At 28.2% G+C, this 14,701-nt stretch carries 13 protein-coding genes; 10 read left to right on the forward strand and 3 right to left on the reverse strand.

What is annotated here, in order from left to right; all coding sequences use genetic code 11:
• Positions 1 to 10 precede the first annotated feature (10 nt).
• Positions 11 to 949: a bifunctional riboflavin kinase/FAD synthetase gene (gene ribF, locus AB4W74_RS00770; protein WP_367682112.1), complete on the reverse strand. Its 939-nt coding sequence runs from the start codon at positions 947 to 949 to the stop codon at positions 11 to 13.
• Between the two features lie 161 nt (positions 950 to 1,110).
• Between ribF and rpsT the strand changes: the two genes are divergently transcribed.
• A complete protein-coding gene (rpsT, locus tag AB4W74_RS00775) occupies positions 1,111 to 1,380 on the forward strand; it encodes a 30S ribosomal protein S20 (protein WP_367682113.1) in 270 nt (89 codons plus the stop codon).
• Positions 1,381 to 1,436: 56 nt separating this feature from the next.
• Here rpsT and dnaJ read toward each other — a convergent pair whose 3' ends face one another.
• Complete coding sequence (gene dnaJ / locus AB4W74_RS00780; protein WP_367682114.1) at positions 1,437 to 2,573, reverse strand: molecular chaperone DnaJ; 1,137 nt, start codon at positions 2,571 to 2,573, stop codon at positions 1,437 to 1,439.
• 105 nt (positions 2,574 to 2,678) lie between these two features.
• On the reverse strand, positions 2,679 to 4,595 hold the full coding sequence (gene dnaK / locus AB4W74_RS00785; protein WP_367682115.1) for a molecular chaperone DnaK: 1,917 nt from the start codon (positions 4,593 to 4,595) through the stop codon (positions 2,679 to 2,681).
• A gap of 368 nt (positions 4,596 to 4,963) precedes the next feature.
• Between dnaK and ndhC the strand changes: the two genes are divergently transcribed.
• The 9 genes from ndhC (at position 4,964) to nuoJ (ending at position 14,674) form a co-directional block, all read left to right on the forward strand.
• Complete coding sequence (ndhC, locus tag AB4W74_RS00790) at positions 4,964 to 5,344, forward strand: NADH-quinone oxidoreductase subunit A (RefSeq protein ID WP_367682116.1); 381 nt, start codon at positions 4,964 to 4,966, stop codon at positions 5,342 to 5,344.
• A 67-nt stretch (positions 5,345 to 5,411) separates the two neighbouring features.
• Complete coding sequence (locus tag AB4W74_RS00795; protein ID WP_367682242.1) at positions 5,412 to 6,083, forward strand: NADH-quinone oxidoreductase subunit B family protein; 672 nt, start codon at positions 5,412 to 5,414, stop codon at positions 6,081 to 6,083.
• 104 nt (positions 6,084 to 6,187) lie between these two features.
• On the forward strand, positions 6,188 to 7,981 hold the full coding sequence (gene nuoC, locus AB4W74_RS00800; RefSeq protein ID WP_367682117.1) for an NADH-quinone oxidoreductase subunit C/D: 1,794 nt from the start codon (positions 6,188 to 6,190) through the stop codon (positions 7,979 to 7,981).
• 31 nt (positions 7,982 to 8,012) lie between these two features.
• Positions 8,013 to 8,492 (forward strand): NADH-quinone oxidoreductase subunit NuoE, encoded by a 480-nt coding sequence (gene nuoE / locus AB4W74_RS00805; protein WP_367682243.1) that lies wholly within the window; start codon positions 8,013 to 8,015, stop codon positions 8,490 to 8,492.
• Positions 8,489 to 9,832, forward strand: coding sequence for an NADH-quinone oxidoreductase subunit NuoF (nuoF, locus tag AB4W74_RS00810; RefSeq protein WP_367682118.1), 1,344 nt, complete (start codon positions 8,489 to 8,491; stop codon positions 9,830 to 9,832). The genes nuoE and nuoF overlap by 4 nt, the downstream gene beginning before the upstream one ends.
• A 75-nt stretch (positions 9,833 to 9,907) precedes the next feature.
• Positions 9,908 to 12,640: an NADH-quinone oxidoreductase subunit NuoG gene (gene nuoG / locus AB4W74_RS00815; RefSeq protein ID WP_367682244.1), complete on the forward strand. Its 2,733-nt coding sequence runs from the start codon at positions 9,908 to 9,910 to the stop codon at positions 12,638 to 12,640.
• Positions 12,637 to 13,605 (forward strand): NADH-quinone oxidoreductase subunit NuoH, encoded by a 969-nt coding sequence (gene nuoH, locus AB4W74_RS00820; protein WP_367682119.1) that lies wholly within the window; start codon positions 12,637 to 12,639, stop codon positions 13,603 to 13,605. The genes nuoG and nuoH overlap by 4 nt, the downstream gene beginning before the upstream one ends.
• A 21-nt stretch (positions 13,606 to 13,626) precedes the next feature.
• Positions 13,627 to 14,169: an NADH-quinone oxidoreductase subunit NuoI gene (gene nuoI, locus AB4W74_RS00825; protein WP_367682120.1), complete on the forward strand. Its 543-nt coding sequence runs from the start codon at positions 13,627 to 13,629 to the stop codon at positions 14,167 to 14,169.
• Between the two features lie 13 nt (positions 14,170 to 14,182).
• Positions 14,183 to 14,674 (forward strand): NADH-quinone oxidoreductase subunit J, encoded by a 492-nt coding sequence (nuoJ, locus tag AB4W74_RS00830; protein WP_367682121.1) that lies wholly within the window; start codon positions 14,183 to 14,185, stop codon positions 14,672 to 14,674.
• Positions 14,675 to 14,701 lie beyond the last annotated feature (27 nt).

Genomic DNA, 14,701 nt, shown 5'->3' on the forward strand with positions numbered 1-14,701 from the left:
TTATTTATACTTAAATATGAAAATATTTTTTAGTAATATTAATATCTTTAGAAATCTGTTCTTTTAGCTTTTCTATCGAGGAAAAAAAAATCTCATCTCGTATTTTTTTATATATAGAAACTTCTATTTTTTTTTTATATAAATCTAAGTTTACATCGAATAAGTAAACTTCAAGAAGCCTATTTTCTTCTAAATAATTATGGTTAGGCTGAACTTTAATATTGCATATTCCTAAAATATTTTTTTTTGAGATACAGGATACTTTTACTGCATATACTCCATTATTTATTGGAATATTATTATTTAATAGTATATTTGCTGTTGGATATCCTAATTTTCGTCCTATTTTTTTTCCATGGATTACTCTACCTATGATACTAAATGGGCGACCGAGTAATTCAGTTGCCATTTTGAATTTATTCTCTAATAAATATTTTCTAATAATAGTACTACTTACTTTAATATTATATTTTTTATATAAAAACGACTTAATTTCTATAACATTAAAATTATGTTGTTTTCCGATTTTTTTTAATAAAGATATATTGCCTTCTCTTTTTGATCCAAATCTAAAATTTTCTCCGACTATGATAAATTTTACATTTAATTTTTTTATTAAAAATTTTTTGATAAATTTCTCTGAACTTAAAGATGAAAAATTTTTGTTAAATTTAATACACAAAATGATATCAATTTTATGTAATTGGATGTACTTAATTTTATTTTGTAATGTTGTTATTCTTTTAGGAGGGTCTTGATTATTTAAAAATTCTAAAGGTTGTGGTTCAAATAATATTACTATAGTTTGTATGTTATTTTTTTTTCCTATTTTATATAAATTTGAAAGTAATATTTGATGACCTAAATGTATTCCATCAAAATTTCCAATGCTAATAGCAGAATTCGAGTCTATTTTTTTTAAATTATGTATGCCTCGTATAAGTTTCATTATTAATCGACCTCATGAAAAATGAAGTAATCTTTATATTAAAATTTTTTACTTATTTTATAAATAACTTTAATGTATCGTCCTTATAATATATAATATTATCCTCACATATATAAAAAGTTTTATTAGATTTAAATTATTTTTTATAATAGGAGTTGAAATTGGCAAATATTAAATCTGCTAAAAAAGATGCTATAACTTCAGAAGAACGTCGTAAAAAAAATGCTAGTAATCGTTCAAGGATTCGCACTTTAATAAAAAAAGTCCGCCTTTCTATTGCTTCTGGAGATAAAGAAAAATCATATGATGCTTTTAAAAGAATGCAACCTATTATTGATAAGTATGCAACTAAAGGTTTGATACACAAAAATAAAGCTGCAAGATATAAATCTATTTTATCTTTAAAGATCATGAAATTACAAAAAAATTAATTATTGAAGATAGTATTGCCTCTAATTTTATTAAGAAGCAATACTGTATAATTTTTTTATTTGGTTAAATCATCAAAAAATCTTTTTACACCATCAAAAAATCTTTTCGAACGTGGACTGTTTTTGTCTCCTCGAAAACTATTAAAACTATTTCCTAATTCATGTAAGAGGCGTTTTTGTTCTTCATTCAGATTTACTGGTGTTTCTACAACTACACGACATAATAAATCACCTTGACTTCTACCTTGTATTGATTTTACACCTCTTCCTCGAATTCGAAATAGTTTTCCTGATTGAGTTTCAGATGGTATTTTTAATTTAACTCTGCCATCTAATGTAGGTACTTCTATTTCTCCACCTAATGCAGCCATAGTAAAATTAATTGGTACTTCACAGTACAGATTGTTTTCTTCTCGTTCAAAAATAGAATGTTTATTTACTGTTATTTGAACATATAGATCACCTGATTGTGCACCATTTGTTCCCGCTTCACCTTCGTTGTTTAATCGTATTCTATCATTAGTATCAATACCAGGTGGGATTTTTACTGATAATGTTTTATGTGTTTTTGTTCTTCCTTGTCCACGACATATATGACATGGATTTTTAATTACTGAACCTCTTCCATTACATGTAGGACATGATTGTTGGACAGTAAAAAATCCCTTTCTGATATGAACTTGACCCTTTCCATGACATGTAGCACAACCTTGAGGTGTAGTTCCATGACGTGCTCCGCTACCGTAACAACTTTGACATTTTTGAAGTGTAGGAATTCGTATTTCTTTTATAATACCTTTTACTGCTTCTTCTAAAGAAATTTCCATATTGTAGCACAAGTCAGCTCCTTTTTTTACTCTTTGATTTCTAGCATTACCAAAAATATCTCCGAATACATCACCAAAAATATCTCCAAAATCTGTATCGCTAGTAAAAGTACTATATGTATTATTTTGATTATAACCATTTTCAAAAGCAGCATGTCCATATTGATCATATGCACTTCTTTTCTCTGTATTTATTAGAATTTCATATGCTTCTTTTATTTCTTTAAATTTGTTTTCAGCATTTTTGTCTTTTTGATTACGATCAGGATGATATTTCATTGCTAATCTTTTATAAGCTTTTTTTATTTCTCGTTCTTCAGCTGATTTAGGAATTCCTAAAATTTGATAATAGTCTTTTTTTGACATGTGATAACTCTCTTTTCTTTTAAAACAAGTACACGGGCGTAGATTTTTTCTACGCCCGTGTTATTTAAAAGATAATTCTAAATTTTTGTGTTTTTTGAGTAAATTTTATTTTTTAGGATCTTTTATTTCTTCAAATTCTGCATCCACAACATTTTCATTTTTGTCTGACGCAGATGAATGTGTTGTATTTTTTTTGTTTTCTTCTGATTTATTTTGATGTATTTCTGTTAGTTTAGATGAAATTTTTAAGAGATTTTGTATATTTTTTTCAATTTCATTTTTGTTTTCTCCCTTTAATGATTTTTCTAATTCATCTAAAGCAGATCTAATTTTATCTAAATCTGTTTTTTCTATTTTGTTTTTATTTTCATCTAGTTGTTTTTTTGTGCTATGAATCAGTTGATCACCTTGATTTCTTATTTGAATTAATTCTTCAAATTTTTTATCTGCTTCAGAATTTGCCTCAGCATCATTAATCATTTTTTTTATTTCTTCTTCGTTCAGTCCAGAAGATGCCTTAATAGTAATTTTTTGTTCTTTTCCAGTTTTTTTATCTTTTGCAGATACATGTAATATACCATCAGAATCAATGTCAAATGTTACTTCAATTTGAGCTGTTCCTCTTGGTGCAGGTTCAATTCCATCTAAATTAAATTGTCCCAAAGATTTGTTATCTAATGCTCTTTTTCTTTCACCTTGAAGTACATGTATTGTTACTGCTGATTGGTTATCTTCTGCTGTTGAAAAAACTTGGCTGTGTTTAGTAGGAATAGTAGTATTTTTATTAATGAGTGAAGTCATAATACCACCCATTGTTTCAATTCCTAATGATAGTGGAGTAACATCAAGTAATAAAACATCTTTCACATCGCCTGAAAGTACTCCTCCTTGAACTGCTGCTCCAACTGCTACAGCTTCATCTGGATTGACATCTTTTCTAGGTTCTTTTCCGAAAAATTCCGCTACTTTAGATTGCACCATAGGCATACGTGTTTGACCGCCTACTAAGATTACATCATTAATATCTGAAACAGATAGATTTGCATCTTTTAATGCCACTTTAAGTGGTTCAATTGATCGTAGTACTAGATCTTCTACTAAAGATTCTAATTTTGAACGAGTAACCTTTATATTTAAATGTTTAGGACCATTAGAATCTGCTGTGATATATGGCAAATTAACATCAGTTTGTTGTGCTGATGATAATTCTATTTTTGCTTTTTCTGCAGATTCTTTTAATCTTTGCATAGCCAATGGATCTTTTCTTAAATCTATACCTTGCTCTTTTTTAAATTCTTGTACTAGATAGTTAATTAGTCTGCTATCAAAATCTTCTCCACCAAGATGGGTATCTCCATTAGTAGATAATACTTCAAATGTTTTTTCTTTATCAACATCGTCAATTTCAATAATTGATATGTCAAAAGTTCCTCCACCTAAATCATAAACTGCTATAGTTCTATTACCCTCTCCTTTATCTAAACCGTAAGCAAGTGCGGCGGCTGTAGGTTCGTTAATTATTCTTTTAACTTCTAGTCCTGCTATTTTTCCAGCATCTTTTGTTGCCTGTCTCTGAGCATCATTAAAATAAGCAGGAACTGTAATAACAGCTTCTTTTATGGATTCCCCTAAATAGTCTTCTGCTGTTTTTTTCATTTTTTTTAATACTTCAGCGGAAATTTGAGGAGGTGCCATTTTTTGTTTTTTTACATCAATCCAAGCATCACCATTTTCAGAATTTACAATGGCATATGGCATAATTTTTATATCGCGCTGAACTTCGTCATCTTTAAATTTTCTACCAATTAAACGTTTTATAGCAAATAATGTATTTTTGGGATTAGTAATAGCTTGACGTTTAGCAGGTTGTCCTACTAAGACTTCTCCTTCTTGAGTATACGCAATAATTGAAGGTGTAGTACGATCACCTTCTGAATTTTCTAAAACACGTGGTTTATTGCCATCCATAATGGCAACACAAGAGTTGGTTGTTCCCAAGTCAATACCAATAATTTTACCCATTAACATTCTCCTATTTATAATATCTTGATAAATTGGGTTTGCAACCTTTATGCGGCCATTTTTTTTGGCTTGATAATTAGCTACATAGGATTGTTTTTTAATATTTTGATATATTGTTGAATGATTATTAGATGGGGTCTTTTTTCAAGTCATCAAGGTCTGAGTATAAAAAAAATACTTTTTTTAAACCAATTTCTTTTAATTAATAATTAATGTAATTTATTATTACATATTTTTCATGTATATTTTATTAATATTTATTTAAATTAATTCAATCAGAATAATTTACATTTTTTATATGAAATACAATACACTATTCAAGTGTACTTCTTATAAATTTTGATGTATTTTATGCATGGGAAATAATTATGTCAAAAAATATTTCAGATTTTAATCAATATTTATCATTTTTCTGGTTTATATTTTTTTCTTTGTTTTTTTGTTCTTTTATGTTATTTGCAAGTTTTTTTTTAGGAGGAAAATCAGTATCAAGATATAAAAATACTCCTTTTGAATCTGGTATTGTTGCAGTAGGTGATACATGTCTTCGTTTTTCTATAAAGTTTTATTTAATTGCTATGTTTTTTGTCATTTTTGATGTTGAAGCACTTTATTTATATGCATGGTCTGTAACTATTGTAGAATCTGGATGGACCGGCTTTATAGAAGCAACTTTTTTTATATTTTTTATTTTTTTATCATTATTTTATTTAATTCGCGTTAAAGCTTTAAATTGGGTATCATCATAAAATATATATGATAGCATATATTATTGATATCAAATATATTATAGGATGTGTTCAGATGAAAAATAAAATGAATTATACCTTAACTAGAGCAGAGACAAGAGATCATAAAATCTATCCGAATCAAAGTATTACATCTGTTTCCGATCCGATGGAAAAATACTTAGAAAAAAATATTTTTATTGGTAAATTAAGCAAATTAATACATAAAGTAGTAAATTGGGGTCGAAAAAATTCTCTATGGCCTTATAATTTTGGATTATCTTGTTGTTATGTCGAAATGGTAACAGCATTTACTTCGGTGCATGATGTTGCACGTTTTGGATCTGAAGTTTTAAGAGCTTCTCCAAGACAAGCAGACGTAATGGTAATTGCTGGAACACCATTTATTAAAATGGCTCCTGTTATTCAGAGATTGTATGATCAAATGTTAGACCCTAAATGGGTTATTTCAATGGGTTCGTGCTCTAATTCTGGTGGTATGTATGATATTTATTCTGTTGTTCAAGGAGTAGATAAATTTTTACCGGTAGATATTTATATACCTGGTTGTCCACCTAGACCTGAAGCATATATACATGCTTTAACATTACTTCAAAAATCAATTAGCGAAGAAAGAAGACCTTTATCTTGGATTATTGGAGAACAGGGTATATATCGTAAAAATATGTCATCAGAAAAAATACAAAAAAGAAAAAAAAGAATATCTATTGTTAATCTGCGAACTTCAGAAAAGATTTAATTTACTTCAAAAAAACAAATTTTTTCATTCTTATAAAATTAATATTTTTAAAAAATTATTGATATCAAAAATTTTTGAATTTCATCAAAAAAAATGAGAAGTCTATGGTAGATAAAAATAAAAAAAAAAATACTTTTTTAGATAAAGATAAATATAAAGAAAATTCAATCATAAAAGAATTATTTGATTTTTTTGGTGAAAGTTTTTTTATTCCCCAGGATACCAAGGTAGGGTTTCCGATAATTTGGATAAATAAAGATTTTTTATTAAAAGTTGGTAGTTTTTTATTAAATTTATCTAAACCGTATAATATGCTTTTTGATTTACATGGTATAGATGAACGTTTTCGATTAAATCGAAGAAATTTTCCTAAAGTGGATTTTTCAGTTTTTTATCATTTAGTTTCTATTGAGCGTAATAGTGATATTTTAATTAAAGTTCCTTTGTTGATAAATGATTTAACTTTGCCAACTTTTACTAATTTATTTCCCAATGCTAATTGGTATGAACGCGAAACTTGGGAAATGTTCGGTATTGTTTTTGAACAACATCCCAATTTAACACATATTATTATGCCTAATTCATGGAAAGGATATCCATTAAGAAAAGATTATCCAGCTCGTGCAACAGAGCATGAATCTTTTTTTTTAGATAAGCAGAAAGAAGATTTAGAAATGGAAAATCTTAGATTTAAACCTGAATTATGGGGAATGCAGCGTAAAAATGATCATGTAGATTTTATGTTTTTAAATTTAGGACCTAATCATCCCTCCGCTCATGGTGCTTTTAGAATTGTTTTACAATTAGATGGTGAAAATATTATCGATTGTGTACCTGATATTGGTTATCACCATCGTGGTGCAGAAAAAATGGCAGAAAGACAGTCATGGCATAGTTATATTCCCTATACAGATCGCATTGAATATCTTGGTGGATGTGTGAATGAAATGCCTTATATCTTGGCAGTGGAGAAATTAGCAAATATTTCGGTCCCTGAAAAAGCAGAAGTAATAAGGGTAATGTTATCTGAATTATTTCGAATAAATAGTCATTTATTATATATTTCAACTTTTATTCAAGATGTAGGATGTATGACTCCTGTTTTTTTTGCATTTACTGATCGTCAAAAAATTTATGATGTAATTGAATCGATTACTGGTGCTCGCATGCATCCTGCTTGGTTTCGTATTGGTGGTGTAGCACATGATCTTCCTAATGGATGGGATGTTTTATTAAAAGAATTTATTGAATGGATGCCTAAAAGATTACATTATTACGTAAAATTATCTTTAAAAAATCCCATTTTAATAAATCGTTCTAAAGGTATTGCTGAATATAATAAAAAAGAAGCGTTAAAATGGGGTGTTACAGGAGCAGGTTTACGTGCTACAGGATTAGATTTAGATATAAGAAAGTGGCGTCCTTATTCTGGATATCAAAATTATGTTTTTGAAATTCCTATAGGAAATGGTATAAGTGATTGTTATTCAAGAGTAATGATTAAAGTAGAAGAAATATATCAGAGTTTAAATATTCTAAAGCAGTGTTTAAAAAATATGCCGAAAGGTCCTTTTAAATCTGATCATCCTCTTACTACTCCTCCTCCTAAAGAACGTGTTTTACAAGATATAGAAACTATGATTACTCATTTTTTGCAGGTTTCTTGGGGTCCTGTTATTCCAGCAAATGAAAGCTTTCAAATGATTGAGGCAACTAAAGGTATTAATAGTTATTATTTAATAAGTGATGGTGGTACGATGAGTTACAGAACAAGAATACGAACACCGAGTTTTCCACATTTACAGCAAATACCTTCAGTTATTCGTGGAAGTTTAATATCAGATTTAATTGTATATTTAGGTAGTATCGACTTTGTTATGTCAGACGTGGATAGATAATTATGTGTAAAAAAAAAGACAATTACGAGAAATTTGTACAAGTTTTGCTTTAACTTCTTTTGAAATTAATGAAATAGAAAAACGAAAAAAACATTATGAAAATTCTAGGTCAGTTTCAATAGAAGCATTAAAAATTGTTCAACAAAAAAGAGGATGGATTTCTGATCAATCTATTATTGAAATTGCAAAAATACTTAATCTTCATCCAAGTGAAATAGAAAGTGTAGCTACTTTTTATAGTCAAATTTATCGTCAACCTGTAGGACGAAATATTATTCGATATTGTGATAGTGTAGTTTGTTATTTAACTGGATATGAAAAAATAAAACAAGCTTTAGAGGATTATCTGTTAATTAAAATAGGAAGTACCACTAAAGATGGAAAATTTACTTTATTACCAGTTTGTTGTCTAGGAAATTGTGATAAAAGTCCTACAATCATGATAAATGACGATTTACATTCCAATTTAAATCCAGATTTAATACCTAAATTGCTGAAATTATATATATGAAGAATATTATACGCACCAATGAAACTCATCCATTAACTTGGAGGTTAAGAAAAGATCAAGAAACCGTTTGGATTGAAGAATATTGCAAAAAAAATGGTTATTCTGCTCTAAAAAAAACGTTAAAAAGCATGTCTTCAGAAGATGTTATTCAATTGATTAAAGATTCTGGTTTAAAAGGAAGAGGGGGAGCTGGATTTCCTACAGGAACAAAATGGAGTTTAATGCCTAAAAATAAAAATTATAGAGTTCGTTATTTATTATGTAATGCCGACGAAATGGAACCAGGAACCTATAAAGATAGATTTTTAATGGAACGCATGCCTCATCAATTAATTGAAGGAATGGTTTTATCAGCATTTGCTTTAAAGGCATCTCGAGGTTATATTTTTTTACGAGGAGAATATATTAATGCCGAACATATTTTAAAAAAATCTATCAAAGAAGCGACAAATTTTGGTTATGTTGGTTTTAATATTTTAAATAGCGGATTTAATTTTGAATTATTTCTACATACTGGTGCTGGTCGTTATATTTGTGGTGAAGAAACAGCATTAATTAATTCATTAGAAGGACGAAGAGCTAATCCAAGGTTTAAGCCCCCTTTTCCTGCGCTATTCGGATTATGGGGTAAACCCACTTGTGTTAATAATGTTGAAACATTATCCAATGTTCCATCTATTATATTAAATGGTATTGATTGGTACAACAATTTATCTAAAAGTATCGATGCTACTGGTACTAAGTTAATGGGATTTTCAGGAAGAGTAAATAATCCTGGTCTTTGGGAACTGCCGTTTGGAATAACTGCACGCGAAATTTTAGAGGATTATGCATGTGGAATGAAATCAGGTTTGTCTTTAAAATCTTGGCAACCTGGGGGAGCAGGGACAGATTTTCTTCTCGAAAAACATTTAGATTTACCAATGGATTTTTCAAGTATTTCTAAAGCAGGGAGTCGTTTAGGAACAGGTATTGCTATGGCTGTTGATAATCAAACCAATATGGTTTCTCTTGTGTGTAATATAGAAAAGTTTTTTTCTCGTGAATCATGTGGTTTATGTACACCTTGTAGAGAAGGACTACCTTGGATTGTAAAAACATTAGAAAGTTTAGAAAAAAAAGAAGGCCAGAAAAATGATATAGTAAATTTAGAACGACTATGTATGCATTTAGGACCAGGAAAAACATTTTGTGCTCATGCACCTGGTGCAATAGAACCTTTACAAAGTGCAATAAAATATTTTCGTTCCGAATTTGAAGCGGGCATTAGTACAAATACATCAAATATACGTTTAAATATTCTTGGAATACAAGAAAATCAATTTATTTCAAAAATATAATTTTTTTAATTTAACTATTCTTAATAGAATAAGAAATATTTATATAAATAAAAGTTTTTTTGGAACTCTTCTATGATATCTATAATTTATGTAGATGGTAAAAAATATTCTGTAAGTGCATTAGACAACTTATTACAAGCATGTTTATCAGTTGGTTTAGATGTACCTTATTTTTGCTGGCATCCTATGTTGGGTAGTTTAGGAGCATGTCGACAATGTGCGGTTACACAGTATAATAGTCTTACAGATAATCACGGAAAGTTGATTATGTCGTGTATGACACCTGCAAAAAATGGCACTATAATTTCTATTAATGATTCATCATCGAAAGAATTTAGAAGGAGCATTGTTGAGCTTCTATTAACTAATCATCCACATGATTGCCCAGTATGCGAAGAAGGTGGCCATTGTCATTTACAAGATATGACTGTGATGACTAATCATAATTCAAGAAGTTATAGGTTCTCTAAAAGAACACATAAAAATCAATATTTAGGATCCTTTATTAAACATGAAATGAATCGATGTATTGGATGTTATCGTTGTGTGAGATATTATAAAGATTATGCGGATGGTGTTGATTTAGATGTTTATGGAACACATGACAATATTTATTTTGGTCGTATAGAAGATGGTGCATTAGAAAATGAACATTCTGGTAATTTAATAGAAATATGCCCTACTGGAGTATTTACAGATAAACTGCATTCTAAAAAATATAATCGTAAATGGGATATGCAGTATGCTCCAGGAATATGTCAAAATTGTAGTATTGGTTGTAATATTAGTATTGGAGAACGTTACGGAGAAATACGTCGTATAGAAAATAGATATCATCAAAATATAAATCATTATTTGATTTGTGATCTTGGTCGTTTTGGATATTCTCATACTGATTTAAAAAAACGTCCTAAACAACCTTTCATATATATGAATACAAATAATGTAAGTATATTAAATTTTTCTGAATCAATAGAAACTGCAGTAAATTTTTTTCAACGTTATAAACGAGTAATTGGTGTTGGTTCAATTCGTTCTAGTATAGAAAATAATTTTGCTTTGCAAGAATTAGTGGGTCAAGAAAATTTTTCCCATGGTATGTCCAAAAAAGAAATATCCTGTGTTAAATTAATTTTAAACGTATTTAAAAATAATCAATTGTATATTCCGTCTTTAAAAGAAATTGAAAGTTATGATACAATTTTGATTATTGGTGAAGATTTAACACAAACGTCTCCTCGAGTTGCATTAGCGGTACGTCAAGCTATGAAAAAAAGAGCAAAAAAATTAGCTCAACTCAACGGAATTCCAGAATGGAATGCCTCTTTTGTATCGCATATAGCAGAAAATCATAAAAATTCTCTTTATATCATTCATACACATGAAACTAAATTAGATGACATTGCTGAATGGTGTTATGTTTCTTCTATTAATGAACAAATAAATTTTTTATCTTCTATTTCTTATCAGATAGATAAAACTTGTCCAAATATTTCAAATTTAAGTTCTTACTTAATAAGTAAAGCTCATCTCATTTCTAAAAAAATCATGCTTTCTAAAAAAGTTCTAATTATTTGCGGTTCTCATTCTTTTAGTCAGTCTCTTATTAAATCTGCTATAAACATAGCTATGTCAATTAATAAAAAAAATATTAATCATGTTGGATTGACTTGTTTAACATCTTCTTCTAATACATTAGGATTAGGATTAATTGGTGGTTTTAGCATAGAGACAGCATTGCAAAAATTAAAGCAAAAAGAAGCAGATGCGATAATATTTATGGAATACGATATATATCGTTATATTTCTGAAAATGAATGTAATGATATATTAAGAAACAGACGTAATATTATTACAATAGATCATCAATATAGTAGAACATATCAACAATCTGGATTAGGTTTACCAGCTGCTAATTTTACTGAAAGCTCTGGTACGATAGTCAATTTTGAAGGAAGAGCACAGAGATTTTTTCAGGTTTATGATCCTATATTTTATGATAAAAAAAATTGTCTTTATGTTAGTTGGAAATGGCTTCATTTGATTAAGAGTAAAATTGAAAAAAAAGAAGTATATTGGATTAATTTAGATGATGTTATTTCTGCATTTTGTAATAAATATCCAATTTTTAAAAAAGTAAAAGAAGCAGGTCCTCATTCTAATTTTCGTATACATGGTCAAAAAATTGCTCGTTCTCCACATCGATATAGCGGTAGAACTGCTATTCTATCTCATCTTAACGTACATGAACCGTCTCAACCAAAAGATGTAAATACTATGTTTTCATTTTCTATGGAAGGTTATAATCAACCAAATAAATTTCTATCTCATGTTCCATTTGCTTGGTTTCCTGGATGGAATTCGCCGCAATCCTGGAATAAATTCCAGAAAGAAGTAGGAAAGAGTTTAATATCAGGTGATTCTGGAGTTCATTTATTTAAGGATAATAAAAAAGTTTTAGATACTTATTTTAATTTTTTTTCTAAAAATATTATTAAAGAAAAATATTGGTCAATTGTTCCATATTATCATATTTTTGGAAATGAAGAACTAACTCAGTATTCACCTATTATTAAAAAAAATATACCTTTAGAATATATTTTAATCAATGAAATCGAAGCGCTTGAATTAGGTTTCAAAAAAGATTCTGTATTAGAATTTAATTGTTTAAATCAAGATTTTCGTTTACCAATACGATTATCGAAATATATAAGTCAGAAACAAATAGGTTTACCTATTGGAAGGAAGGGATTCCCTATCTCTCTTGCGGGTAAAAAAATTAAATATTTACGGGAATTTATTACATGAACTTTTTCGGAATAAATTTTTATGAAATATTATTTCAAATCATAAAAGTTACATTAATAGTAATTTTTATTATTTTTTTTGCAGCAACTTTAAGTATTTTTGAACGTAAGTTTTTAGCATTTTTTCAGAATAGACATGGTCCTAATCGAGTTGGTTGGTTTGGAAGTCTACAATTATGTGCAGATATGATAAAAATTTTTTTTAAAGAAGATTGGATACCACCATTTAGTCAAAAATCAATTTTTGTTCTGTCTCCAATTATAGCTTTTGTTTCTTTGTTTTTTGTTCTTCCAATCATTCCGATAACACCTAATTTTGTAATATTTAATTTAAATATAGGTATTTTATTTTTTTTAATGATGGCAGGTTTATCTGTTTATGCAGTTTTATTTGCTGGTTGGTCAAGTAAGAATAAATATGCATTGTTAGGAGCCATTCGTGCAATTACTCAGACTTTGAGTTATGAAGTTTTTTTAGGTTTATCACTAATGGGTGTAGTAGCGCAATCTAGATCTTTCAGAATAGTGGATATTATAAATAGTCAAAAAGAAATGTGGAATTGTATACCACAATTTTTTGGTTTTTTGTGCTTTTTTATAGCAGGTATAGCTATTTGTCATAGACATCCTTTTGATCAGCCAGAATCAGAACAAGAATTAGCTGATGGTTATCATATTGAATATTCTGGTATGAAGTTTGGATTATTTTTTATTGGAGAATATATTTCTATTATTACTATTTCATCATTAATATCAGCAATTTTTTTTGGAGGATATTTTGGATTTTGGGGACCTAGTTTTTTTTGGTTTTTTTTTAAAACTATTTTTTTTATTTTGATTTTTATTTTAATTCGAGCCGCTTTACCAAGGCCTAGATATGATCAAATATTGTCATTTGGATGGAAGATTTGTTTACCATTAACATTATTAAATTTAATTTTGACAGCTTTTTTTATATTAATATAAGTTGTATTAAGAGATTTTTTTATGAATTTAAAAAGAATTATTATTGGATTTTTAGTTCAAATAAGAAGTATTTCAATGGTGTTTAGAAATTTATTTTCTAAGTCTGAAACTAAAATGTATCCAGAAGAAAAGTTATATTTATCTCCGCGATATCGAGGACGTGTTATTTTAACTCGTAATTTAAATGGAGAAGAAAGATGTGTTGCTTGTAATTTGTGTGCGGCAGCATGTCCAGTGGATTGTATTGCTTTACAAAAATCTGAAAAAAAAGGTGGCCGCTGGTATCCAAAGTTTTTTAGAATTAACTTTTCTCGGTGTATTTTTTGTGGTTTATGTGAAGAAGCTTGTCCAACAGCAGCAATTCAACTTATCCCTGATTTTGAATTGTCAGATTTTAAAAGACATAATTTAGTGTATGAGAAAGAAGACCTATTAATTTCAGGTCCAGGAAAATATCCCGATTATGATTTTTATCGTTTTTCTGGTGTAGAAATTAAGGATAAAAAAACAGGTGAATTAAAAAATGAATTAAAACCTGTTAATGTAAAAGATTTATTGCCATGAGGAGATTTATTTAATGGAATCAGTATTTTACATATGTTCTTTTGTAGCAGTTATTTCGACTTTTTTAGTCATTATTCAAAATAATGCTGTTTTTTCTTTAATATATTTAATTATTTCTCTTTTATCAATATCTAGTATTTTTTTTATATTGGGTGCTTTCTTTGCTGGTGCTTTAGAAGTAATTATTTATGCTGGAGCAATCATTGTTTTATTTGTTTTTGTAATTATGATGCTTAATCTTGGTCAGGAATATGATTTTCAGGAAAAAAAATATTTAAAATCTATAGTTTGGATTGGTCCTAGTATTTTATCATTAATATTATTTTTTTCTATGACATACGCAGTTTTCTTTGTTAAGAATAAAGAAATTAATTTTTCCACTATTGATATAAAAGATGTAGGTATTAATTTATTTGGTCCATACTTGTTGTTAGTTGAACTTGCTTCCTTACTTTTATTATCTGCTTTAATTGTAGTTTTTCATATTGGAAAAGAAAAGAAATGAATTTAAAATAATATTATAATTATTTTA

Source organism: Buchnera aphidicola (Hyalopterus amygdali), assembly GCF_964059015.1.
In the GTDB taxonomy this organism is placed as follows: Bacteria; Pseudomonadota; Gammaproteobacteria; order Enterobacterales; family Enterobacteriaceae; genus Buchnera; species Buchnera aphidicola_BN.